17 protein-coding genes and 2 pseudogenes are annotated in these 22,980 nt (G+C 63.7%); 8 read left to right on the top strand and 11 right to left on the bottom strand.

Translation table 11 applies throughout. The features are described from left to right. The first annotated feature begins 187 nt into the window (after nucleotides 1-187). The 4 genes from CG51_RS14465 (at nucleotide 188) to CG51_RS14450 (ending at nucleotide 5,459) form a co-directional block, all read left to right on the top strand. Nucleotides 188-1,264 (top strand): polysaccharide biosynthesis/export family protein, encoded by a 1,077-nt coding sequence (locus CG51_RS14465; RefSeq protein WP_051930645.1) that lies wholly within the window; start codon nucleotides 188-190, stop codon nucleotides 1,262-1,264. Nucleotides 1,265-1,283: 19 nt separating this feature from the next. Continuing rightward, nucleotides 1,284-1,748 carry an arsenate reductase/protein-tyrosine-phosphatase family protein gene (locus tag CG51_RS14460; RefSeq protein WP_051930653.1) on the top strand — a complete coding sequence of 155 codons (465 nt, stop codon included), beginning with the start codon at nucleotides 1,284-1,286 and terminating at the stop codon, nucleotides 1,746-1,748. Then, entirely contained in the window at nucleotides 1,745-3,922 is a 2,178-nt protein-coding gene (locus CG51_RS14455; protein ID WP_035746166.1) for a polysaccharide biosynthesis tyrosine autokinase, read from the top strand. The genes CG51_RS14460 and CG51_RS14455 overlap by 4 nt, the downstream gene beginning before the upstream one ends. A gap of 415 nt (nucleotides 3,923-4,337) precedes the next feature. After that, nucleotides 4,338-5,459, top strand: a complete 1,122-nt coding sequence (locus CG51_RS14450; RefSeq protein ID WP_084695206.1) for an MraY family glycosyltransferase — start codon at nucleotides 4,338-4,340, stop codon at nucleotides 5,457-5,459. Between the two features lie 16 nt (nucleotides 5,460-5,475). On the opposite strand, the gene CG51_RS14445 is transcribed toward CG51_RS14450, so the two are convergent. Together CG51_RS14445 and CG51_RS14440 are read right to left on the bottom strand one after the other, a co-directional pair. Continuing rightward, nucleotides 5,476-6,651 carry a glycosyltransferase gene (locus CG51_RS14445; protein WP_051930643.1) on the bottom strand — a complete coding sequence of 392 codons (1,176 nt, stop codon included), beginning with the start codon at nucleotides 6,649-6,651 and terminating at the stop codon, nucleotides 5,476-5,478. 25 nt (nucleotides 6,652-6,676) lie between these two features. Then, complete coding sequence (locus CG51_RS14440; RefSeq protein ID WP_143412974.1) at nucleotides 6,677-7,681, bottom strand: EpsG family protein; 1,005 nt, start codon at nucleotides 7,679-7,681, stop codon at nucleotides 6,677-6,679. 534 nt (nucleotides 7,682-8,215) lie between these two features. Between CG51_RS14440 and CG51_RS14435 the strand changes: the two genes are divergently transcribed. The 4 genes from CG51_RS14435 to CG51_RS14420 all read left to right on the top strand — a co-directional run bounded on the left by CG51_RS14435 (nucleotide 8,216) and on the right by CG51_RS14420 (nucleotide 12,515). Continuing rightward, entirely contained in the window at nucleotides 8,216-8,965 is a 750-nt protein-coding gene (locus CG51_RS14435) for a glycosyltransferase family 2 protein (RefSeq protein WP_035746162.1), read from the top strand. A gap of 264 nt (nucleotides 8,966-9,229) precedes the next feature. Next, nucleotides 9,230-10,348, top strand: a complete 1,119-nt coding sequence (gmd, locus tag CG51_RS14430; RefSeq protein ID WP_035746160.1) for a GDP-mannose 4,6-dehydratase — start codon at nucleotides 9,230-9,232, stop codon at nucleotides 10,346-10,348. An 11-nt stretch (nucleotides 10,349-10,359) separates the two neighbouring features. Then, the gene (gene fcl / locus CG51_RS14425) at nucleotides 10,360-11,316 is read left to right on the top strand and encodes a GDP-L-fucose synthase (protein ID WP_035746158.1); all 957 of its coding nucleotides are present in this window, start codon (nucleotides 10,360-10,362) and stop codon (nucleotides 11,314-11,316) included. Next, nucleotides 11,316-12,515 (top strand): glycosyltransferase, encoded by a 1,200-nt coding sequence (locus CG51_RS14420; protein ID WP_051930641.1) that lies wholly within the window; start codon nucleotides 11,316-11,318, stop codon nucleotides 12,513-12,515. Before fcl ends, CG51_RS14420 begins: the two co-directional genes overlap by 1 nt. A gap of 151 nt (nucleotides 12,516-12,666) precedes the next feature. Here CG51_RS14420 and CG51_RS14415 read toward each other — a convergent pair whose 3' ends face one another. The 9 genes and pseudogenes from CG51_RS14415 to CG51_RS19630 form a co-directional block, all read right to left on the bottom strand. Beyond that, nucleotides 12,667-13,497, bottom strand: coding sequence for a glycosyltransferase family 2 protein (locus tag CG51_RS14415; protein ID WP_051930639.1), 831 nt, complete (start codon nucleotides 13,495-13,497; stop codon nucleotides 12,667-12,669). Between the two features lie 50 nt (nucleotides 13,498-13,547). After that, on the bottom strand, nucleotides 13,548-14,834 hold the full coding sequence (locus CG51_RS14410; RefSeq protein WP_035746156.1) for a lipopolysaccharide biosynthesis protein: 1,287 nt from the start codon (nucleotides 14,832-14,834) through the stop codon (nucleotides 13,548-13,550). A gap of 328 nt (nucleotides 14,835-15,162) precedes the next feature. Further along, on the bottom strand, nucleotides 15,163-15,894 hold the full coding sequence (locus CG51_RS14405; protein WP_035746154.1) for a hypothetical protein: 732 nt from the start codon (nucleotides 15,892-15,894) through the stop codon (nucleotides 15,163-15,165). Between the two features lie 89 nt (nucleotides 15,895-15,983). Continuing rightward, complete coding sequence (locus CG51_RS14400) at nucleotides 15,984-18,326, bottom strand: hypothetical protein (RefSeq protein WP_051930637.1); 2,343 nt, start codon at nucleotides 18,324-18,326, stop codon at nucleotides 15,984-15,986. Nucleotides 18,327-18,483: 157 nt separating this feature from the next. After that, the gene (locus tag CG51_RS14390; protein ID WP_035746150.1) at nucleotides 18,484-19,578 is read right to left on the bottom strand and encodes a glycosyltransferase family 2 protein; all 1,095 of its coding nucleotides are present in this window, start codon (nucleotides 19,576-19,578) and stop codon (nucleotides 18,484-18,486) included. A gap of 156 nt (nucleotides 19,579-19,734) precedes the next feature. Next, entirely contained in the window at nucleotides 19,735-20,652 is a 918-nt protein-coding gene (locus tag CG51_RS14385) for a polysaccharide pyruvyl transferase family protein (protein ID WP_035746149.1), read from the bottom strand. A gap of 181 nt (nucleotides 20,653-20,833) precedes the next feature. Continuing rightward, a complete protein-coding gene (aqpZ, locus tag CG51_RS14380; protein ID WP_051930635.1) occupies nucleotides 20,834-21,547 on the bottom strand; it encodes an aquaporin Z in 714 nt (237 codons plus the stop codon). 438 nt (nucleotides 21,548-21,985) lie between these two features. Then, nucleotides 21,986-22,133: pseudogene (locus CG51_RS21155) on the bottom strand (integrase core domain-containing protein); the annotation flags it as partial. A 59-nt stretch (nucleotides 22,134-22,192) separates the two neighbouring features. Next, nucleotides 22,193-22,591: pseudogene (locus CG51_RS19630) on the bottom strand (transposase); the annotation flags it as partial. Nucleotides 22,592-22,980 lie beyond the last annotated feature (389 nt).

Here is a 22,980-nt window from a genome sequence, read left to right as displayed (position 1 = left end):
CGAATATCGGCTGCGGCCTGCATGCGGGTGGGGACGCATGTGGTTCCGGGGCGGACACCGCCTCTGAAGGCTCACGCGTCACAATTCCGCCGTTACCGGTCGGCGCGGGTTTCCTTGGCGGAATGACCTGTATATCAACTCTCGAAGCAGGTCATCCTGCGGGATTCGGAACAATAAAAGGAACGACATGCGCCAGCATGCCATCTTCTTCTGCCTCCCGCTGATCCTGACTGCCTGCACGGATGGTTTCGTCTATTTCCCCGTCGATGAAAGCGGTCAGCAGCGCGCGGCGCAGGAGGAAAACGTCGATATCATCCGTCTGACTGCGGAGAACATCGGAAGCTTCACCCAACCGGCAAAGGGCCATGTGGCGACCTCCATGCCGCGGGGGGGGCGCTGGAACTATCTGGTCGGTCCGGGCGACATTCTTGACATCATCGTCTTCGACCACCCGGAGCTGACGCTGCCTGCGGGGCCGCAGCGGGCGGCGAAGGATTCCGGTTTCCGCGTGCAGGCGGACGGCAGTTTCTTCTACCCGTTCATCGGGCAGGTGCGGGCCGAGGGCCGGCCGCTCGAACAGATCCGCGAGGAGGTGACGCGGCGGCTGGCCGAATACGTGCCGGAGCCGCAGCTCGAGGTGCGCGTCGCCGCCTTCAATTCCCAGAGCGTCGTCGTCTCGGGCGAGGTGAAGATGCCGCAGCGGCTGGAGATGACGACCAGCCCCCGCACGCTGCTGGAAGCGATCAGCGAGGCGGGCGGTTTCACCGAGGATGCCGACATGCGCCGCGTCCGCGTCCAGCGCGGCAACCAGTTCTATGACGTGGATGTGGAAGGCTATCTCTCCGCCGGAATGACCGCCAACAACCCGATGCTCAGGTCTGGGGATGTGGTCTCCGTCCTGCGCAAACGCGCGCAGGAGGCCTATCTGATGGGCGAGATATCGGAGGCGGGGCCGGTTGACCTGTCGCTTGATACCGTCTCTCTCACCCAGGCACTTGCCCTGCAGAAAGGCGTGCGCTCCACCCGGTCCGATGCGCGCGGCGTCTTCGTCTTCCGCAATGTGCGGGGGCGTATGACCGTCTTCCAGCTCGAGACGAGTTCCCCTACCGGGCTGCTGCTCGGCACGCGCTTCGTGCTGGAGCCGGGCGACGTCGTCTATGTCACGCGCAACCCGCTGCAACGCTGGAACGACACGATCTCCAAACTGCTGCCTACGGTGCAGGCGACCAATGTCGTTGCGGCCACCGATGGCGCACTACGCTGAACTGATCCCGGAAAAGCCCATGATTTCTAACGTGATGGTCGTCTGCGTCGGCAATATCTGCCGTTCCCCTCTGGGGGAGCGGGTACTGCAGGCGGGCCTGCCGGGGGTCACCGTGACTTCGGCGGGGATCGGAGCGCTGGTTGGCCATGCCGCGGACCCTCTGGCCGCGGAAGTGGCGGCGGAACACGGCATCTCTCTCGACGGCCATGTGGCGCGGCAGTTCACCGCCGAACTGGGCGGCACGCAGGATCTGATCCTCGTCATGGAGCCGGGGCACAAGACGGAGATCACTCGCCTGGCGCCCGCGCTTTCGGGCCGGGTGATGCTGTTCGACCAATGGACCGGTGCCAAGGGCATCGCCGACCCCTATCAGCGCTCGCGGGAGTTCCACGAGGCCGTGCATGGGGAAATCGCGGTGGCGGCACAGGGATGGATCGCCCGCCTCGGAGCTCGTCCCGGTTCCCGCCCCGGAGCGCAGGGATGAGCCCGAAGGCCCCGCGGGAGGCGGAAGCGAAGGAAGTCGATCTTGCCGCGCTGGCCGAGGAGCTCTGGTCTGCCAAGGGCAGGATCGCGGGCTTTACGGCTGCCGGGGTGCTGGCGGGGTTTCTCTACATCTTCCTTACCGCCCCCACCTATGAGGCGGATGCGCTGATCCAGCTGGAGCCCAAGACCGGCAACCTCGCCGTCCCCTCGGGCCTTTCCGACCTGATGGGCGGCGGTCAGACCCAGGCCACGACCGAACGCGAACTGATCATGTCGCGCCTGGTGCTGAATCAGGCGGTGGCGGATGTGCATCTGGAATGGACGGCCCAGCCCCGGCAGTTCCCGGTGATCGGCTATGCGCTCCGCTCCCGCGCGCTGCCTTTCAAGGGGATGGGCTTTCTGCGGCCCTATGCACAGGGCGGTGAACGGATTCGTCTCGACCTTCTCGCCGTGCCGCCGCATTGGACGGGCGAAACCTTCGTGCTCACCAAGGGTGAGGGTGAGGAATATCGTGTGACCACCCCGGATGGTCGCCGGTTCGAGGGCCGCGTGGGAGACGTCCTGCAGGATACCGACATCGGCTTCGCCATCCGCGTGGGAGAGCTGGAAGGCCAGCCGGGGCGGCAGTTCGAGATCACCCACCGTGAGACGCAGGATGTCATCGAGGGGCTTCGCCGTTCCCTGACGGTTGACGAAAAGACCCGCGATTCCGGCATTCTGGAGCTGTCTTTCACCTCTCTCGACCGGGTGGAGGCGCAGCGTACGCTGGCCGCCATCGCACAGGCCTATGTCCGCCAGAACGTCGAACGCTCCGCCGCACAGGCGGAGAACAGCCTCGGCTTCATCCAGCAGCAGATCCCCAAGGCGCGGCAGGACATGCTGGATGCGCAGGACCGACTGAACGCCTATCGCGAGTCGCAGCGTTCGGTGGATATCCAGTTCGAGACGCAGAACCTGCTGACGCAGATCGGCACGCTGGAAACCGAGCTCCGCGAACTCCGCGCGCAGGAGGACGAGGTCGCCGATCTCTACACCAAGAACCACCCGCGTTACCGCCAGCTTCTGGCGCAGCGTGAGCGGCTGGAGGCCCAGCTCGACAAGCTGCGGGGCGAGATCGGTACCCTGCCCGATACGCAGCGGGAGATCCTGAACTACACCCATGACGTGGAAATGGCGCAGGAAATCTACACCGAGCTTCTGACCCGCGCGCAGGAGGTGGACGTGATGCGCGCCTCCACCGTCGGCAACGTCCGCATCGTCGATCCAGCGGAAACGCAAATCCGCCCGGTGGCGCCCCGCAAGGTCCGCATTCTCGCCGTGGCACTGCTGCTCGGGGCGATGCTGGGGGCGGGCTATGTGCTGCTGCGGAACTGGCTGCGGAAGGGTATTCAGAGCGCGGCCGATCTGGAGGACATGGGCCTCACGGTCTTTGCCACCATCAACAAGAGCCCGGATGCCGAAAAGCCGGAGGGCGGTCGCGGCGGTCGCGTGCCCCTGCTGGCCGCGACCAAGCCCACCGACCTTGCCGTGGAGGGGCTGCGGTCGCTCCGCACGGGGCTGCATTTCGGCATGCTGGACGCGCCCTCCCGCACGCTTGCCATCACCTCCACCGCCCCGGGTGCGGGCAAGAGCTTCCTGTCGGCCAACTTCGCCGTCGTCTCCGCCCAGGCGGGGCAGACGGTCTGCCTGATCGACGCGGACATGCGGCGCGGACGCCTGCGGCGGATGTTCGACGTGCCCCGCGATGCGCCGGGCTTTGCCGATATCCTGACCGGGCAGGCGCGGCTTGAGGATGTGCTGGTGCAGACCGGCGTGGCGGGACTGGTCTTCCTGCCCGCGGGCAAGTTCCCCCCGAACCCGGCGGAACTGCTGCTCCGCCCGACGCTTGGGGCGCTCATCCGCGAACTGGACCAGCGGTTCGATCTGTCGATCTTCGACTGTCCCCCGGTTCTGGCCGTCACCGATCCGGTCATCATCGCCAAGGCCGCGGGGGCGAGCCTGCTCGTCGCCCGCTTCGACGAGACGCCGGAGAGCGAGATCCGCGCGGCGCAGGCCGCGATGGAGGCGGCAGGCACCGGCTTCAAGGGCGCTGTCTTCAATGCCTATGACCACCGCAAGGCCAAGTCGGGTCAGACCTATTCCTATCGCTACGAATACAAGGCGAAGGAGGATTAGGCTGCTCTTTCACCCCGAAAGCAAAGGCAGAAGTTCGCCGATGATGGCAGCGGAGCAACATGGGTTGATGTGCCCGGACCGCAAAACGATAAACATGGCCCTGCGACCGTTGCCGTTTGCCAATCGTGAGCGATAATGATGGGCGTAGTTCATGAGCCGTGCAGGACAATCAATGGGACTTCACTCCGGCAGAGCCTCAATGAATGCCCCCGGCTGACCGGCTCGGAGGGGTGAGCCGGAGACGGATGAAGACGGCGGTCATCCCCCCTCTTCCCTCAGGGGGCCTGTCAGAGATTGGGCCGCCCTGTATGATCCAGCCTCTTCGGAGGCATTCTTTCCGGGCTGTCGCGGCCCGGTACCGCGGGCAGTATTTCCAATGTGGCGGGACAATACCCGCCCACCTCAAGGTTCCGGCATGATCTTCGTCAACGCATTCGCCTTCGCGATACTGGCAAGTTGCCTGTTCGCCACCGTTCTCGTCCTGACGCGCCATCTGCATGGGCATCTGACGCTCGACAGTCAGGTGGGCGTGCAGAAGCTCCATGCCGTGCCGACCCCGCGGGTGGGCGGGCTGGCGCTCATGGTTGGTGCGCTGGCGGGCGGTTTCGCTCTGCCGGATGGCGGACGGGAGCTGTGGTGGATGATCTGCCTTGCCGCGATCCCCGCCTTCGCCTCCGGGCTGATCGAGGACGTGACCAAACGGGTGGGGGTGCGCACCCGCCTGCTGGCGACGATCCTCTCGGGGCTGATCTTCTGCCTCCTCTCGGGATATGCGATCCGGGGGGTGGACCTGCCGGGCGTGGACATGCTGCTGGCAATCGGCCCGGTTGCGGTGCTCTTCACCGCCTTCGCCATCGGTGGCATCGCCAATGCGCTGAACATCATCGACGGGGTGAACGGGCTGGCTTCGGGAACGGCGATCATCATTCTGGCAGGCTTCGGACTCATTGCATGGCAGACGGGAGATACGGCGATCATGGGCGTCTGCCTTGTCGCCATCGGTGCCATCGCCGGGTTCTTCCTGCTGAACTATCCGCTCGGGCTGATCTTCTTCGGCGATGCGGGGGCCTATGGAACGGGCTACCTGCTGGCGGTTCTGGCCGTGGCGCTCCCTGCCCGCAACCCGGAGATCTCGCCGATCATCGGCATCCTGCTGCTGGCCTATCCGATGATCGAAACCTTCGTGTCGATCCACCGCCGCACCGTGCGCACCGGCAGCCACCCCGGCCAGCCGGACCGTCTGCATCTGCACAGCCTCGTCTATCGCAGCCTCGCCCGCCGTATCGCACGGGGGCTGGGCAAGCCTCAGCTGCGCAATCCCGTGGCGAGCACCATCCTCTGGGCCTTCCCGCTGCTCTCCACGGTGCTGGCGGTTTTCTGCGCGAAAAGCTCGCTCGCCATCTGGGGGGCGCTGCTCGTGGTGACCTGCTGCTACCTGCTGCTCTACCGCCGCGTGGCGCTGCTGCGCGGCCGGGGCGGCAATGGCCCTTCCCGGCGGAGCATCCGTCCGCATCCCGCAGCCCATCCCGCCGAATAGGCGCGCGGGCTTCGGATCATCCCCTGAGTGGGATGCGTGCCCCGGGCCGGACAGGCCCGTTCTTTTCCACCACGACCCGGCGGATGATCTCCAGGTAGCTTTCCGCGCGTTCTCTGGGGCTCATGCCCGCAAAACCCTGCGCGCGGATCATCTCCCGTTCCTCCTCCGACGGGGGGGTGGCCAGCCCTTCGGCGATGCAGGCCGCCGCCTCCTCCGGCGCATGCGGGTCGAAGTAGCGCGCGAATGGACCGCAGATGTCCCGGACGAAGGGCCGGTCGGAAGCGAATACCCGCAGTCCCATGGCCATCGCCTCCAGCGGCATGACGGAGAAGCATTCGAGCAGGCTCGGAAAGATCGCGGCGTCCAGTCCCGCGTAGAAGGAGGGGCACTGGGCAAGGTCGAGCGGCCCGACATTGGTCACGGCGCTGCGGAACTCCGGGCTGCGCGCCTGCCATTCGGCCTCCGTCAGGGTGACGAGGAAGTCCACCACGATCCCATGCCGTTCGCGAAGGACGCGCGCCACGTCCGGCAGGATCGAAAGGTTCTTGTGCGGGTAATCCCGGCCCAGAAAGCCGATCCGCCACCCTTTCCGCTCCCGCAGCGCCACGGGCAGTGCCACCGGCCGCCACAGTTCCGGCTGGCGGAAGATGTCGCTCACGCAGTTCGACACCACGCTCACCTGCCCTGTACGAAACAGCCCGCGCGCGACAAGTCCTTCCTTCACATGTCCCGCCTCAACGATGGCATGGTCGGCATTGCGCCGCAGGATCGCCGCCTGCACCCCGTATTTCAGCCGTGACTTCGCCTTGGCGATCGGGGAAAGGCCGCGATAGATGTCGTTCTTCGGGTAGATGATCCATGGCTGGGCAAAGCCCATCACGCTCACTTTCGGGCGACGGCGGGCATAGAGCGGGCCGAAAATGGTGAAGACCGCATCGGCCCTCGCGATTTCCTCGTCCAGAACAGGGTCGAAGGGCGAGAGGCCCGGAACCGAGCGCACCCGGTAGCGCGCGAAAGCCCCCGTGTCGCACCCGATCTGGGAGAGGTTGCGGTCCACCCCCTCGCAGGCCAGCACGCTGATCTCCATCCCCTCCGGGCCGAGGCGGGAGATCTCGTCGATGGCGGAGATGCCGACCTGTACTACCCCGCCCACGCGGAGGTTGGAGGCATTGATCAGAAGGCGAAGGGTCATGTCAGGTCCGGGCAGGCAACAGGGGTTACGGGATGTAGTAGCCGTCGCCCCAAGTATAGATGTTCTCGACGAAGGGAATGCTCTTCAGGCTGAAATAGATGAGCAGCGCCAGCACCAGCGGATGGCTCACCCGGCGCTCCGTCACGGTCAGGTAGAGCAGGAAGGTGACCGCCATGACGTTGATGCGGGAGGCCCCGAAGACCGCCGCCGCCATCGCGATGGGGAGCAGCCCGACAAGGAAAGCCTGCTTCTTGCGCAGCACGACCAGTCCCACGATGACGAGCAGCCCCATGCTGGCCAGCTCGGCGACGCCACCCCCCTGATATGCGGCCATCTTGCCCTGAATGGCGGGCAGAAAGCGCAGCACGAAAAGAAGAAACCCTGCGATGGCAACCGGAATGCCCATGAGGATCAGCAAAAACTGCGCGGGGGTGACATAGCGGCGCAGGAAATCCGCCGACCCGGCCCGCTGGCCGATGGCGGCGGCAATCAGCAGGAAGGACTGGAAATGCGCCATCATGGAGATGAACAGGATCAGCGCGCGTTTCCAGCCTGTTAGCAGCATGGCGAGTGTCAGAAAGATATAGGCGAGCTTCAGGCGTTCGAGTGAGGTGAACAACGTGAGCAGGTAGAAATTGGTGAAGATGAGCAAGGTCGGCAGTACTCCTGCCCTGTGGCGGCGCAGGAACAGGTGCAGAACCAGCCCCAGCACCCCGTTCATCAGGGCGACGACGACATCCTTGTCGAACCCCGCGCTGGAGGCCAGCCACATCAGGTAGCCATAGAGCGGTTCCGCAGAGCCGGTGGTTATCGCCTGAACGACGGGCACCGAACTCGCCCGCACCCCCCGCACCCCATCGTAGAAGGCGCGGTAGTTGAGCTGATCCCCCCTAGTATAAGCACCGAGAAGTGAGAGGGAGATGACAAAAACCACAAGGAACACGAGCAGTCCGATGATCAGATCGGCCCCGCGAAACCCTTCCCGAAAGGGCTGCGAGACCGGACTGGCATCAATGGCGCGGCTCGTCATCGCTTCCCCATGCGTGGTATCCAGGGCGACTGCCGCCGGTTGCCGCACTATAGCAGCCCCTCTCCCGAGGTCGAGACAGGTGGGCGGTCACGCCCTTGTGACGGTTGGAGCGGCAGGGATGAAGCCGGTCACCGAACCTGCCGGGGTGCAGGGACTCCCCGGACCGGCGGGCAATCTGCCGCTCTCCTCCCGGGTCGTTCCAAGGATATACCCAAGGATGTGATCCGGCGCGAGGCCGACCGGCCCTGCACGTCTCGCGGGTGGGGGCGGCAGGTTCTCCGGGGCAGGATGGCCTGGGGATTGTTCTGTTCCATCGTGGGCGGACTCATGTCGCTGCTCGATATGGGTTTAATCCTCCATCCTCCGCAGGAATGTGGATCGCGGCTGTTGCCCCGGGGCATCCATACGAGCCTTGGCAGATTGGCCAATGGGCGCGGCAATCCGCCGGTCTTCCGCACCCCTTCCCTTTCCATGCGGTCCGACCCGTGCTAGGCCGCAGAACCAATCGAAGGCCCAGGATACCCGAGCCACCGCATGAAGATTTCCGCCGTCATGGCCTGCTACAATTCCGGGGCGACGGTCGCGCGGGCAGTTGAGAGTTTTCTCCTTCAGGACCATCCCGAGCGGGAACTCGTCGTCGTTGACGGCGCATCGAAGGACGAGACCTGTGCCGTGGTGCAGGGGTTCGGCAGCCCGCTCGTCAGTCTTGCCTCCGGGCCGGACCGTGGCATCTACGACGCGATCAACAAGGGCATCGTCCGGGCCGGGGGAGAGGTGATCGGCATTCTGCACTCCAATGACCGGTTCGCCCATCCGCATGTCCTTTCCCGCGTGGCGGAGGCTTTCGCGGCCGAGGATCTCGATGCGGTCTTTGCCGATGTGACCTTTCATCCGCCCGGTCAGCCGGACCGGGTGATCCGGCGCTACGACAGCTCCCACTTCCGGCCCGAGCGGATCCCGGCGGGGGCGATGCCCGCCCATACCGCGCTGTTCCTGCATCGCCGTGTGTTCGAGGCCCATGGTCTTTACCGGACGGACTACCGCATCGCGGGGGATTTCGAATTCGTGGCCCGCGTGTTCCGGGATGGCCGCCTCCGCTGGCGTCACGTCCCGGAGGTCTGGGTCAGGATGGAGGCGGGCGGCGCCAGCACCTCGGGGCTGAAGAGCAAGATCCTCGGCACGCAGGAAGTGCGCCGCGCCTGCCGGGAGAACGGCATTGCCACCAGCTATCCGCGCATCCTGTCGAAATATCCCCGCAAGCTTCTGGAACTGGTCCGGCACTGACATGACCTGTCGCCCGGACAATCGCCCTTGCGGCATTCGCCATTCCCGTGGAGCAGGCCCGCAGCGCGCGCGCTCGCAGCACCCCGCCCCGCACGACCCCGGCCCGCACGACCCCGGCCCCCCGCAGGATGGGCGGCTCTTCACCTGCCTGCGTCCCGCGGGTATTCCCGCTCTTGTCCGCGGCGCCCTGCGGATTTCCACGATAACCGCCTGCGTTCTGCAGGCTTCCAGACATCCCCGCCCGCTTTCAGCCAGGAGACCCCGATGAAGAAGGCCCTTATCACAGGTATCACCGGCCAGGACGGCTCCTATCTGGCGGAATTCCTGCTCGCCAAGGGCTATGAGGTCCACGGGATCAAGCGGCGCGCCTCGCTGTTCAACACCCAGCGGATCGACCACATCTATGAAGATCCGCACAATCCGGACCCGCGGCTGAAGCTGCATTACGGCGATCTCACCGACACGTCGAACCTGACGCGCATCCTGCGCGAGGTGGAGCCGGACGAGGTGTACAACCTCGGCGCGCAGTCCCATGTCGCGGTGAGCTTCGAGGCCCCCGAATACACCGCCGATGTCGATGCGATCGGCACGCTCAGGCTCCTGGAGGCGATCCGCTTTCTCGGGCTGGAGAAAAAGACGCGCTTCTACCAGGCCTCCACCTCCGAGCTTTACGGGCTGGTGCAGGAGATCCCGCAGAAGGAGACGACCCCCTTCCATCCGCGGTCTCCTTACGCGGTGGCCAAGATGTATGCCTACTGGATCGCGGTGAACTACCGCGAGGCCTACGGGATCTATGCCTGCAACGGGATCCTCTTCAACCATGAGAGCCCCCGCCGCGGCGAGACCTTCGTGACGCGAAAGATCACGCGGGGGCTGGCCAATATCGCCCAGGGACTGGAGCAGTGCCTTTACATGGGCAATATCGACAGCCTGCGGGACTGGGGCCATGCGAAGGACTACGTGCGGATGCAGTGGATGATGCTCCAGCAGGACACGGCGGAGGATTTCGTCATAGCCACCGGCAAGCAGTATTCGGTGCGCGAATTCATCCGCTGGTCGGCGGCGGAACTGGGGCTGACGCTGGAGTTCACCGGCGAGGGCGTCGATGAGGTGGCGACCGTCACCGCCGTCACGGGGGACAAGGCGCCCTTCGTGAAGCCCGGTCAGGTCATCATACGCATCGACCCGCGCTACTTCCGCCCGGCGGAGGTGGAGACGCTGCTCGGCGATCCCACCAAGGCGAAGGAGAAGCTCGGCTGGGTGCCGGAGATCACCGCGCAGGAGATGTGCGCCGAGATGGTGGCCGAGGATCTGCAATCCGCCCGCCGCCACCGGCTCCTGCGGGAGCATGGCTTCCACGCGCCGGTCTCGGTCGAAGCGTAAGGGGGCGGAAGATGAAATACTACGTCGCCGGACATCGCGGCATGGTGGGGGGCGCGATCCTGCGCCGCCTGCAGGCCCAGGGGGCGGATGTCGTCACCCGTACCCATGCCGAACTGGACCTGACCGATCAGGCCGCGGTGCGCGATTTCATGGGCCGGGAAAAGCCCGATGCGGTGATCCTCGCTGCGGCCAAGGTGGGCGGCATCCATGCCAACAACACCTATCCGGCCGAGTTCATCTACGAAAACCTGATGATGGAGGCGAATGTCATCCATCAGGCCCACAGGGCGGGCGTGCAGCACCTGCTGTTCCTCGGCTCCTCCTGCATCTACCCCCGCGCGGTCGCCCAGCCGATGGCGGAGGATGCGCTGCTGACCGGCGTGCTGGAACCCACGAACGAGCCCTATGCCGTGGCCAAGATCGCCGGCATCAAGCTCTGCGAGAGCTACAACCGGCAATACGGCACCGACTACCGCTCCGTGATGCCCACGAACCTCTATGGCCCGGGCGACAATTTCCACCCCGAGAACAGCCACGTCATGCCCGCCTTGATCCGCCGCTTCCACGAGGCCGCGCGCGAGGGGCGCGAGGAGGTGGTGATCTGGGGCACCGGCACGCCCATGCGCGAGTTCCTGCATGTGGACGACATGGCGGAGGCCTCGCTCTTCGTCCTCGGCCTGCCCCGCGCGGTCTATGAGGCCAATACCGAGCCGATGCTGTCCCATATCAACGTAGGCACGGGTCAGGACGTGACCATCGCGGAACTGGCCGCGATGATCGCGAAGGTCACCGGCTTCAAGGGGCGTATCTCCTTCGACACGACGAAACCCGATGGAACGGCGCGCAAGCTCATGGACGTCTCCCGCCTCGCCGCGATGGGCTGGCGGGCGGAGACCGGGTTGGAGGACGGCCTGCAAGGCACCTACGCCTGGTTCAAGGACCATACCGCCGAGCTGCGGGAGGCCTGATGACCCGGCCCGAGCCTTCCTCCGATGCCGAGCCGCAGGGCATCCGCGGCAGGGAAACCGGCGATACACCCGGCGCGCAGGCGTCCGGCCGCCTGCCCCGGCTCGTCTTCCTGTGGGAGAATTTCGGCCCCATGCATGCCGACCGGTGCGATGCGGTGGCGGCGGCCGTCCGGGGGGAGGCGGAGGTGGTGGGTCTCGAGCTTTACGGGCGAAGCGACACCTACGACTGGGTGCCGGAGTCCGGGGACGGCTTCCGCAAGGTCACGCTGCACCCCACGTCCCGCCCGACGGGGCTGGCGCTCCTGCGTTCGCTGGCGGCCTTCCGGCGGCGGGAGGGGCGGGCCACCTGGTTCCTGTGCCATTACAGCTGGCCTCCGGTCTTTGCCTTCGCCTGCCTGCTGCGGCTGCGCGGCGACCGGGTCTATACGATGGGCTGCTCCAAGTTCGACGACATGCCCCGCAAGCCGTTCCGCGAGTGGCTGAAGTCGTGGTTCCTGAAGCCTTATCAGGGTGCGATCGGCTCCGGCATGCGGACACGTGACTATTTCCGCTTCCTCGGTATCCCCGAAGGCCGGATCACCGGGGAATACAACACCGTCTCCCTCGACCGGATCCGGCGGATGTCGGAGGGGGTTCCCGCTCCCGGCGGCGTGCCCTTCGAGGCGCGGCATTTCACCATCGTCGCCCGCCTCGTGCCCAAGAAGAACCTGTTCACGGCGCTGGAAGCCTATGCGATCTATGCGGCCACCGATCCTGCACCCCGCCCGCTCCACCTCTGTGGATCGGGTCCGCTGGAGCCGGAACTGCGTGCCCGGGCCGAGGCGCTCGGAATCGCCGATCACGTGGTGTTCCACGGCTTCATCCAGACTGATGCGATCGCCCGGCTGCTTGCCTCCACCCTCGCTCTCGTGCTGACCAGCATGGAGGAGCAATTCGGAAATGTGGTGATCGAGGCCCAGGCCATGGGCCTGCCCGTCATCCTCTCCGATGTCTGCGGCGCACGGGACAGTCTGGTACGCACCGGCGTGAACGGCTTCGTGGCGGAGCCGGACAACCCGGAGGGCTTTGCCTTCTTCATGCGTCTGCTGGCCACCGACCGCGCCCTCTGGGAGCGCCAGTGCCGGGGTGCTGCCGACTATGCCCCCCGCGGCGATGTGCCGGCCTTTGCGGCAGGCGTGCGGGAGTTGATGTCAGGGTAAGGCGCCCGGCTGACAAGCCGCTCGACTCTCCCGACCATGTCTCTCCCGACCACGTCGCAGACTGGCGCCCATGGGCCGAACGGCATGGTGAGGACTGTCTGTCCAGTGGGACTGAACAAGTTTCCGGTCTCCACACCCTGCTGAGGGAGCGTCAGCCCATCAGTGCCCGTTTTACCCGCGCCGCCAAGCCAAGCGTCATGACTGCGGGCCAGAGCGGAGAGTTCGCATTCCGGCGATAGAATGCCGCATGCTGGCGCCAGCTGTCCGGGCCGCCGAAATGCTTTTTCCAGCGCTTGGAAAGGGTGGAAAGATCCGCAGGCGGGTTTCGGCTGGCATAGCCGACAGGCTGCGCAATCACGATGCGGCGGACGCCTTTTCGCCCAAGACCATAGCCCAGGTCGATATCGCCATAGGTGTGGTTGTAGCTCGGACTTAGCCCCCCGAGCGCCTCGAAAGGGGTGGCGGGGACCAGAACGAAGTTACCGTTGAACGTGTCGCAGGCGATGTCCTGCCCTTCGGGAAAGACCGGCGCGACGGTCAACGGGAAGTGGCGGGATTTCCGGGCATATCCGCTGTAGGTCGGCTTTTGGCTTTCGGGGTCAAGAAAACAGCCCACGCAGGCTGTCGGAGCCTCTCTGTTGTAGGCGGCATATCGGGAGAAGAAATCGGCGACCGCCTCAGGGAGCAGCACGGAATCGTCATTATAGAGCAGATAGGCATCCCAGGGGCCATCCCTCCGGGCCGCCGCATGCGCCCGGCGCATGCCCTGGTTCCAGAAGAGGTTTCCGGTTCCCTCGATGACGCATACTTCAGGCAATCGGCTCCTGACGGCTTCGGCTGTGCCGTCCGGGGAGGCATCGTCCAGCAGATAGATCCGCCAGTCCAGGTCGGGCACAGATCCCAGCGCCTCCCGCAGGCTTTCGAGGCCTTGGAGCGTCACGGCGACACGATTGAAGCTGGCGCAAAGGATGGCAAGTCTCATGGAGGTTTACCTACAGGCAGGAAAGCGGAACGGAAAGGGAGGCAGGCGTGTCACACTCGGTTCTCCTGATACAGGAGACGTTCGTTCAGCCGCCGGAGGATCATGCTTCCAAGCCCGGTTCCGACCGAAATAGCGGTGACCGTGCCGTAAGGCCCGAAGATCCGGCCCATCAGGAAGCCCAAAGCGAAGGTGAAGGCGAGCGTGGCAACCGCGATCCATATGTTATGGCGCAGATGGCCTGTGACGAAGCCGATCGAGGCGCCCGGCGCGTTGACCAGCGCAGTCAGAATCCCCAGCGTCAGGATCACCGTGAAAGCCCAGTAGCGCAGGTCCACGTGGCCAAGCCAGAGCCAGGAGGCAACCGGGGCTCCAAGGCAGATCGCCGCGCCAACCGCCGCGGTCACCTGTGCGGTACGGCGCAGGATTCTGCGATAGAGCCCACGGCTCGCTTCCGGGTCAGCCTTGGTCTGATAGCTGAAGGCGGGCATGGAGGCCTGAATGCTGGCCAGCACCACGGATCGCGGTAGCATGACCGTCTTGTAGGCCAGCTCGTAGAGGCCCTGCAGGGCGGCGTCGCCGAACAGGCTGACGAGCAATTTCGTCGCGGGTTCGAAGAAATTGGACAAGGTGCTCGCCACCTGCGCGCGCAGGCTGTAGCCCAGCATCTCCCGGAAGCGTTCATAGTTGAAGTGACAGGGGAGCCACCCGGCGGAGGGAACCCAGCGGTGCAGCATGAGCCAGCCTGCGACCGACAGGGTGACATGCATCGCGATCTGCGCCCACGCGAGTCCCTGAAGGCTGAAATGCGGAATGAGCACGATGGCCAGCACAAGCTGCAGGATGTTTCCCGCAACGGACAGGCGCGCGGCCACATAGCCGGCATGAAGCCCCTGAAGGCTGCCGAGCACGATCCAGGAAAGATTGCTCAGGAAAGACAGGAGGAACAGCCAGGGAAGCAGTGCCTCGCCCTCTGCCAGATGGTCCGCGGATACGAGATAGGGCAATGTCCAGGCGAGGACCCCCCAGCCGAGCAGGTTCAGAAGTCCGAAGATCGCGCTGTTGGAAAGAATTCCGGTTTCGATCGTATCCCGGATCACCTCCTGCTCGTGATCGAGATCATGCCGAGCAACGAACCGCAGGGTCGCCGTGGAAAGGCCCAGGTCCCCCAGCCGGATAAGCGAGGTCCACGCAAGAAGCAGGGACCATGTCCCAACCGCCTCGATGCCGCTGCGGCCGATCAGGATGCGATAGGTGAGAAACGTCAGGGCAAGACTGACAGCAAAGGAAAACGCCTGATGAAGGACGTTCTTTCGAAGGTTGAAGCGTGCTTCTGTCATGCCGAATGGCCGCTCCCGGACATCCGGCCGGCCTTGGTGCCCGCCACGGGGGGCCGCACTGCGGGCTGCACAGCCCCGCCCCTTGCCGACAGGCAACCGGAAAGCCCGGAGGCGCCTGGTGGCAAGGCAGTTCCGGCATTCCTTCGGACAGGAGAAGGCCGGGCAGGAGAAGGCCGGACAGGGAAAAGAAGCAGCGGCAGGGGGAAGCGGTGCAGGTCCATTGACTCTCCGGCGGGGCAGCGGGGGGATCGGAAAGCCGTCGTTCCCGCAATGGGACGGCAATAAAATCCGGCGGATGGATAGGCAATCCCGCCCCGCATCTTCCTTCTCACAGCGGCAGAACTCCCGCCCGGTAGGCGAGATTTCGCAGATCGTTCTTGACCCGCCCCAGCCCCTGGCGCGGCAATCCGCGACCGGAGGAGCCCGACAGTCCCTGCAGCCGCGGAGCGGGCCACATCACATAGCTCCGCGGGGAAAGCCCGCTCAGCCCATCGCGGTAGCTGTGTTCAAGGTAATACCCCGCGGGATCATCGACATTGCGATACCGGTCCTGAAGGTGGTTCTCAAAAAAGGAGCGTGCCACCAGGTAGAAGCGCGTGTCGATGCTGTCGATCCGGGAACGGCCCCAGAGGTTGAAGCCCGCCCGGCCATTCCAGCCTTTGAGGCAAGCGCCGAAGTTCTCGAGCCACAGCTTGCCCGTGCATTTGCCGAAGGCGGGACGATCGCGCAACAGGCGGCTTTCCTTCAGGGCATGGGCCACGATCTCCCCCTCGCCATATCCCTTGCCGCGGCGGGCGACCGTGGCGCGATCATTCTGAAAGGACAGGACCTCGATCACGACATTCGGGTTCTCCTTGCGGATCGGATCGATATGGGGGTCTAGATCGAAGCCCGACCCGTCACAGATCACGATTTCACGGACTCCGCGCGTCCGGCTCCAGGCGCTCAGGCTGGCGAGATGGGCGTCAAGGCGGAGGGCCGTGTCCGTCAGCGCCGTCAGCGGCGCGGAAACGTGAATCGCGGAGGTAAGAAGAATTGGCGGAGCGGGGGAAGCGGTCATCAGAAAGGTCCGGGCAGCGGGAAGCGGCGCTCTGGTCTATAAGAGCACCCGCCTGACATGAACACCACTTCCCTGCCGGTTGCAGTCCCTCAAGCAAAGAAGGGCTGGTTGCAGACCACCTCTCCGGGAAGGAGATGCAGCCCCTCCAGAAGGAAATCGGCATCCTCTGCTGTCTCCAGGATCAGGCCGATATGGAATGACGCGGGGTTGGCGGGCACGAAGCTGGTAACGCGCGTCACTCCCAGACCGGTATCGGTTCTGACCAGGGCCTGTTCGGGCGCGGCGATGCTGGTCGGTGGTCCTGAGAGATCGGCATTGGCCCAGTACACCGCACTGACCCGCCGCCCCTCTCGTCCGGCTTGCTGCCAGCTGCCGACCCCCACGATCGTCAGATACCCGTTCCAGACAGAGGCGAGCAGAGAGAGCGGCACCTCCAGAGCGACGGCACAGGCTTCGCTTCCGCCCCGCACGTGCAACAGGCTCGTCCCTTCTCCTGTCAGGGCGGAGGTCTGGGCGGTGGCGCGGCCCCCGCGGGAAAGCACGGCAAGCCGCTCCGGCGGAATGCCGTTTCGCCAGGGAGAGAAGCGCCCGCTGGCCACCCGGCCCTGCTCGATGATCCCCATGCCGAACGCGGGGGTCTGGCCGTAATAGACATTGCGCAGCAGCGCCACCTGCCAGGGGTTGGAGACAGCCTTGAATGCCGGATCATGGCCGAGGATGTTGATATTTGTGAGCGACACCAGCCCGTTGCGATTGTCGATCAGCGTCAGGCAGGTCTTGTTGCCGATGTAGAACTTCGTCCCTTCCACGGAAAACGGTGTGCCGTTCAGCACATAGGGCGCCTTCTGGTCCACGGAACTGCGGAAGACCGCCGCGGTATTGATGTGCTCTATCCAGCCGCCCCGCCACAAGAGGGTGGAGAAGCTGCGGGCATCGACGACGTAGGCGCCCTCGAACTGTTCGGCCGAACAGTTCTCGAATGTCCAGCTCGCCCCGCAGCGGAGCGTATAGGCAGCGGTGAAGCTCTTGCCCGCCGTGCAGTGGTAATGGGTGGTATTCGTCACCTTGTTGAGATTGACCGGGCAGCCGGTGGAGTCCGACCATGCCTCGAAGACACGGAATTCCTGCCCTCCCCCCTGCCGACCGCCGAAGAATCCGAAGCGGCAGTCATCTATCAGCCAGTAGATCGGCACGCAGCGGAAAAGGAGCTGGAACTCGTTCGAGATCTCCAGCCGCCGTATGCGAAAGCCCCCTGAGTACTTCTTCTGCGAAGGGCTGTCGTAGAAGAGGACATTCCGGGCGCGCGCCTCGGCGAAGAAGCCGTCGAGCACCACCGAATAGATCGGCGCCTCATCCCGGTCGCGGAAGATGGCGCCGCCCTCGACCGTGCAGACGAGGCCGTAGCGCCCCGCCTGAAGCTCTCCGCCCGGGCCTTCGATGCGCATGCCGGTGACAGGCTGGATTTCGTTGACGGCATAGGTATGCGGCCCGAGGCGGACCTTGCCGCGGGCGATGGCGCGGGTGAGCGCGGCGCTGTCGTCCGTCTGCCCGTCGCCCGCCGCCCCGAAGGCGTCGAGATCCACGTAGCCGTCCCGGTCCGGCTCCACCGCCAGCGCCGTTCCCCCCGCTGTCACCAGATCGGGGGCGGCTGTCCGGTCCGCGGCCAGTGTGACATAGCCGAAGCTCCCCGCCCGCAGGCTGTCGCCCGGATCGAACGGATGCCGCGCCGCCCGCAGGCTGGCCACATCCGGGTAGTGCGCGCCGGAGAGGAGCCGCCAGCGGCTGCCGTCCCGATGGCGCGTCGCGCCTGCCGGGTCGCGCCGGTAAACCAGTTCCAGCCCGTCGCCCATGACGCGGGCGAGGCGGGTTGCGGGGTTGATCGGGGCGGAGAGGAACTCCGCCTTGCCGGGCCAGGGCGCGGGCGTGGCGATCAGGCCCGCCTGCTCCAGCATCGCGGCGGCGGTCTCCGCCGTCTCCACCGTGGTCCGACCCCAGTCCAGCCCGCCTGTCTCCGTTCCGACCAGCGGGCGCCCCGGCTGCGGATGGAGCGGCGCCACCGGCATGTCGAGCCTGAGCGCCGCATCCAGTCTCCGCGTCTGGTCCTGCAAGGCCCGCACGATGAGGTCGAGCTGCGCCTCCAGCCCGTGCCGCCCCGCACTCCGCCCCCAGCCCTGCGCAAGCTGGCTCTGCCGGAAGGGAAGCAGCAGGCCACCCGCCAGCCGTTCCGCCGTCTCGGGCGCGAGCAGAAGCTCCCCCGCGGTGGAGGAGGCGGGCGGAATCAGCCGGAACTCCGCCTCCGACAGTTCGATCCGTGCGTCGTGATGCAGGACCAGCACCCCGATGTCCCCCGCCTCATAGGGATGCGGAATGGCATAGGGGCCGGGGCCGGAGATGCCTTGCACCGGAGGCGGGACAAAATTCGGAACAGCCACGATGCGCCTCCTGGGGACAGATCCTGCCGGGAGCCTTCCAGTCTTGGCGTTTTGGGTCAAGCGCGCGAATATCAGGCCGGATCATGGCGGCTGGTTTCTGCTCCTGCTGCCATGATCATGAGTATCTCTGCCGTCACCCAGAACGGTGACAGGCAACTCAAGAAGTGGAAGTAGCCTGAACCCGCGTTTTTTCCCGCATGGGGCTGCGCAGGCAAAGCTCCTTTAGGCGGGCATAAGTCGCCGCCAGTTCGTGTCGCGGTGCGTTGAAGAGTTTCTGCTGGTCGGCGGAGGCAAGTTCCGCTCCGCGCAAGCGATCCCGAGCAAAGGTGGATTTCGCCCGTAGCCGGTAGAGCAGGGTCTTGTAGCCCGCGAAACGCCGCGCTTCTGACTGTATCCGGGCCCATTCCCGCGGGTTGTCGGACCTGTCCTTCGCCAGCACATAAGCGCGGTTGAGGATATGCATGACACCCATCGCCTGCCCTGCATCCCGCCGTTCGGGGGCCTTGTGGTGATAGATGAAGGCTTGCGTCGCGGCCACGATGCAAAAACTGTCGAGCGTGCGCAGGGAGGCGTCGATATCCTCGAACAGCGCATAGCGGCCCAGACCTTCATCGAACTGGAGACCGCGGATCACCTCTGTCCGAAAGGACATGCGGAAACCGGTCATGTAGGGAACATGGATCGCCTGAACTTCGTCCAGCCAGTCCGGTTGCCGCAGGCGCGCGCGTTTTTGCGCGGCAAGGGTCAGGAACGGATCGGGGATCAGCCGCTCCTCCATCCGCCGCCGGAGGGGCAGAAGGGCGAGAGACATCGCATCACTCCGCCGTCGACGGTAGCCGGGGCGATCATTAGCCCCCGCGATGCCGGCGCTTTCGTGGGGAGCGTGGGCTTCCGCCGCGCAGACCCCTCCGATCAGCCCCTCGGTATCCCGCTCATAGACGCGCATGATGTGATCCATCGCGTCGGGATAGAGGAGGGAATCGTCATCGGGAAACAGCACGACTTCCCCCGTGACATGGCGCAGCCCGAGGTTGCGCTGCGCCGCCGCACCCGGCGCGCTGCGAATGTAGCGCACAGGCAAGGGGGCCAAGGCCGCGAACCCTTCGATAAGATTGCGGACAGCGGCTTCATCATCACTTGAATCAACGACAATGATGTCCTGAGGCGTGCGGGTCTGACCAAGCAGCGCCGGTATGCTGAGCTTCAACGCTTCCAGCCGGTTCCGGGTCGCAATCACGCAAGAGTAGTTCATGGTGAGATCCTCGTACTCGTACTACGGCGGTGTGAAGATGTCCGCACTGATAATCTTTAACATGATAAACTTTTACAAGATATGACGTGACCTATTGGTAAACTTCTGTACAGGAAATTTTTCGAACTGCCCGCCTCTTGAGCGGAAGAACTGCGCTCAGTCCAAAAATTCGATGTTTGGAATATGGGTGAGGCTCGTGTGATAGATGGCGCGAATCTTGTAGTCGTTGCCACTGTAGAGCTTCACCCTGCGCCCCAGGATCGCTGCGCCGATGCCGATATGCAGTCGGTCGGTCACGATGGTTTCATAACGGGCGATCTCGCGCAGGAAATCGTCACCGTTCGACATGTGATTGCCGAGAGCGCTGATGTCGATGTTGTCTTCCGCCTTCTCAAACCGGTGGGAGGATTCTCTGTCGCGCCGGTAGGCGTAGCCCACGGCAATTTCCGGGGGGCCGAAGTCGTACTTCAGTCCCTTGGCCATCAGGTAGAGCGCCATGTCATGACAGAAGAGCGACCGCGGACAGGCTTCCTCGCTCTCGAATTCATCCCGGCGGAACAGAGTTCCCCGCACTTTTGGCGCCGAATGGTAGAAAGTAGACGGCAAAACGACAAGATTGTCCGTGAAGTATGAAATAAACGCACAGATATCCCCCGCGTGACGGTAGTTGTGCCCCCAGGCGGACCCACCCGAGTAGATGAAGAGATACCGGTTTCTGCGGGCAAGATAGGGTGCGAGGAAATAGCGGGCCGATCCTTTGCCCAGATGAATTTCAGTATGGGGGATACGGTAGTCATACAAAAACCGCTTCGCGCCGTAACGGATCAGCCCGTCCCCAAAATTGCCGGGATTGGGCAGAAAAATGATCTGCCGCCCGGCTGATCGCTCCCGGATGACCCGGGCCAGCTCATCGAAGGCGGGCAGGAGATGACTGCTGGAAACTAGGGGAGTCGCTTTGGCCAGAGTGACGACAGGCTCCAAAGAGGTGGGAGGGGGCGAAAGCTGCATTTCAGGCTCCAGGAGAGGCATCATTACCATGTTGGCTGATTGCATGAAAAAGGCAATGCGGCCCATTTTATTTTTTAGAATTAAGAGAATAACTCTGTTTCCTGGTCAGGAAGTCAATAGCCGGAACGGCTTTGTGGAGCGGTGTGATCCGGCGTGAATATCTGACTTGGTGAAACGAAAACAGCCATGCATCGGGCACGCGCCGAGCATGACTGTTTCCTTTGGAGAGCCGTTTTCTTGTTGGCCGTCAGGCAGCGGGCAGGCCTGTCGTCACGGGCCCTTCATGGGCGAGAACCCGCCAGATCATGCCGCCGATCACCGCGCCGAGCAGGGGAGCGAGCCAGAAGAGCCACAGCTGGCCAAGTGCCCATCCACCAGCAAACAGTGCCTGACTGGTTGAGCGCGCCGGGTTGACCGATGTGTTGGTCACCGGAATGGCGATCAGGTGGATCAGCGTCAGTGCCAGTCCGATCGCGATTCCGGCAAAGCCGGCGGGCGCACGCGGATGGGTCGCCCCAAGAATGACGATCACGAAGAAGGCGGTCAGGATTGTTTCGGTCAGAAAGGCCGACATCACAGGATATCCGCCGGGAGAATGGTCGCCATAGCCGTTTGCGGCGAAACTGCCGAGCTCGAATCCCGGTTTGCCCGTCGCGATCAGATAGAGCGCGGCAGCGGCAAGGATGGCCCCCACGAGTTGCGCCACGACATAGGGCACCACGTGGGTGGATGAAAACCGCCCCGCGACCGCCAGCCCGACAGATACCGCAGGGTTGAAATGCCCCCCCGAGATCCAGCCGACAGCATAGACCATGGTCAGCACGGTCAGTCCGAAAGCGAGAGCCACTCCCGCAAACCCGATCCCCAGTCCGGGAAACGCCGCAGAAAAGATGGCACTGCCGCAGCCGCCAAAGACCAGCACGAAAGTTCCGAGACCTTCGGCCATCAACTGCTTCTGCATGATGATGGAAGCTCCTGAAATTGGTCGACATACTGAAAGGTTTGTTAAGTTTGCGCTCACTTATGCGTTTAGACAAGATGCCGCGATCGCCCCTCCATCATCCTACAGACGCTGTAGCCTGCGGCCCATAGCTCCCGTTTGCGCCAGTGCCGGGAAGTTGCGACAAGCCGCTTGTTCGGGCCGTACACCGCACAAGCGGGTATTTGTTCCCGTCGGTTCTGTCCGAGCGCCACGGGTTGCGGTGGCATCGCGCAATCAAGTGAAATTTTTGCCATCACATTGGACCCAGAGATATTTATAAGCAGCCATGATGTATTATTGGTAATATTACCAATATTTGATAAAATTTATGCACGCTTAGATTGAATTTGATCTGAATCATTCGACGCAATAATATTCGGTAATCCTTCCCTTTTTAACGGTGTGCAGAAGTAGACTTCAGGCAGCCATCCTTAGTTTCTGGGCGGGTGTGATGCCGCCGATGCCCATGTCGGGGCGCTCATTGTTGTAAGTCCATAGCCAGTCGGTTGCGATCTCCTGCGCCTCGTCGATGGTTTCCAAAGATGTAGAGGCCCAGCCATTCATGCCCCGGGTCCGGTGCGCCCTGATCAGCCCTCCCGGAAGGTCGGCGATGAATTCGTTCTAGGCATCGCGCTTCGGGCTGTAGCGAAAGCAGGTCTCGGCTCGACCCAAAGGTCCGGCAGGCCAGCGCGATGCTGACCCCCGTCGTCGCCACTGCCTTCTCGGCCAGCTCGCAGCTTTGAACTGGCCATGTCATTTTTTTCCAAGGGCTTCCTTGAGCAACTTGGCCTGCATGCTCAGGTCGGCGAACATGCGCTTCAGCCGCCGATTCTCGTCTTCAAGTCTTCAAGCGCCTTCATCGGGCTCATCATCGAGGCGTCCATGCCGCCATACTTCGAGCGCCATTTGGAGAAGCTTGCCATGCTGATCCCATGCTCCCGACACAGTTCAGGCACGGCCACGCCGCTCTCGGCCCGACGAAGCAGCCAGGTTCTGCGGCTCGGTGAAACGGCTTTTTCTCATTCGAAGCTCCTTAACTCACGGCTCATGAAAAAATTCTACTTATGCAGCCCATTAACCATGGGGATGATTACCCCCAAAGCATACCACAGGCGAAAAATAGAGTCCTTTGAGCTTTCTTGATATTCTTGATCGAGCTGCTAATGCAGGCCGAATCTGTTGACGAAATTCGATAGTTTAGTTTAGCTCACAGCGAATAATATTCTGGACTTTCAGAGGCAGCGTATATGTAAATATTTTAATTAATTTTTGATATATTTTCATCGTATGCATTAATATGCATATAATAATATTTTTACCTTAAGTATAGAAATATGATCCCGGAGATAAAAATTTCCTGCGCTGTCGCAATTATCATCGTCACTTTTGTGTATTTTGCACTTTCTGTCTCC

It is taken from the genome of Haematobacter missouriensis (genome assembly GCF_000740775.1).
Taxonomy (GTDB): Bacteria; Pseudomonadota; Alphaproteobacteria; order Rhodobacterales; family Rhodobacteraceae; genus Haematobacter; species Haematobacter missouriensis.
The sequence above is the reverse complement of the archived record's forward strand: the minus strand, read 5'-3'. Positions and strand labels throughout refer to the sequence as shown.

What these genes read in the sequence shown, in the direction of transcription:
- CG51_RS14465 (WP_051930645.1), top strand. Translation starts at nt 188, where the DNA reads ATGCGCCAGCATGCCATCTTCTTCTGCCTCCCGCTGATCCTGACTGCC.
- CG51_RS14460 (WP_051930653.1), top strand. Translation starts at nt 1,284, where the DNA reads ATGATTTCTAACGTGATGGTCGTCTGCGTCGGCAATATCTGCCGTTCC.
- CG51_RS14455 (WP_035746166.1), top strand. Translation starts at nt 1,745, where the DNA reads ATGAGCCCGAAGGCCCCGCGGGAGGCGGAAGCGAAGGAAGTCGATCTT.
- CG51_RS14450 (WP_084695206.1), top strand. Translation starts at nt 4,338, where the DNA reads ATGATCTTCGTCAACGCATTCGCCTTCGCGATACTGGCAAGTTGCCTG.
- CG51_RS14445 (WP_051930643.1), bottom strand. Translation starts at nt 6,651, where the DNA reads ATGACCCTTCGCCTTCTGATCAATGCCTCCAACCTCCGCGTGGGCGGG.
- CG51_RS14440 (WP_143412974.1), bottom strand. Translation starts at nt 7,681, where the DNA reads ATGACGAGCCGCGCCATTGATGCCAGTCCGGTCTCGCAGCCCTTTCGG.
- CG51_RS14435 (WP_035746162.1), top strand. Translation starts at nt 8,216, where the DNA reads ATGAAGATTTCCGCCGTCATGGCCTGCTACAATTCCGGGGCGACGGTC.
- gmd (WP_035746160.1), top strand. Translation starts at nt 9,230, where the DNA reads ATGAAGAAGGCCCTTATCACAGGTATCACCGGCCAGGACGGCTCCTAT.
- fcl (WP_035746158.1), top strand. Translation starts at nt 10,360, where the DNA reads ATGAAATACTACGTCGCCGGACATCGCGGCATGGTGGGGGGCGCGATC.
- CG51_RS14420 (WP_051930641.1), top strand. Translation starts at nt 11,316, where the DNA reads ATGACCCGGCCCGAGCCTTCCTCCGATGCCGAGCCGCAGGGCATCCGC.
- CG51_RS14415 (WP_051930639.1), bottom strand. Translation starts at nt 13,497, where the DNA reads ATGAGACTTGCCATCCTTTGCGCCAGCTTCAATCGTGTCGCCGTGACG.
- CG51_RS14410 (WP_035746156.1), bottom strand. Translation starts at nt 14,834, where the DNA reads ATGACAGAAGCACGCTTCAACCTTCGAAAGAACGTCCTTCATCAGGCG.
- CG51_RS14405 (WP_035746154.1), bottom strand. Translation starts at nt 15,894, where the DNA reads ATGACCGCTTCCCCCGCTCCGCCAATTCTTCTTACCTCCGCGATTCAC.
- CG51_RS14390 (WP_035746150.1), bottom strand. Translation starts at nt 19,578, where the DNA reads ATGAACTACTCTTGCGTGATTGCGACCCGGAACCGGCTGGAAGCGTTG.
- CG51_RS14385 (WP_035746149.1), bottom strand. Translation starts at nt 20,652, where the DNA reads ATGGGCCGCATTGCCTTTTTCATGCAATCAGCCAACATGGTAATGATG.
- aqpZ (WP_051930635.1), bottom strand. Translation starts at nt 21,547, where the DNA reads ATGCAGAAGCAGTTGATGGCCGAAGGTCTCGGAACTTTCGTGCTGGTC.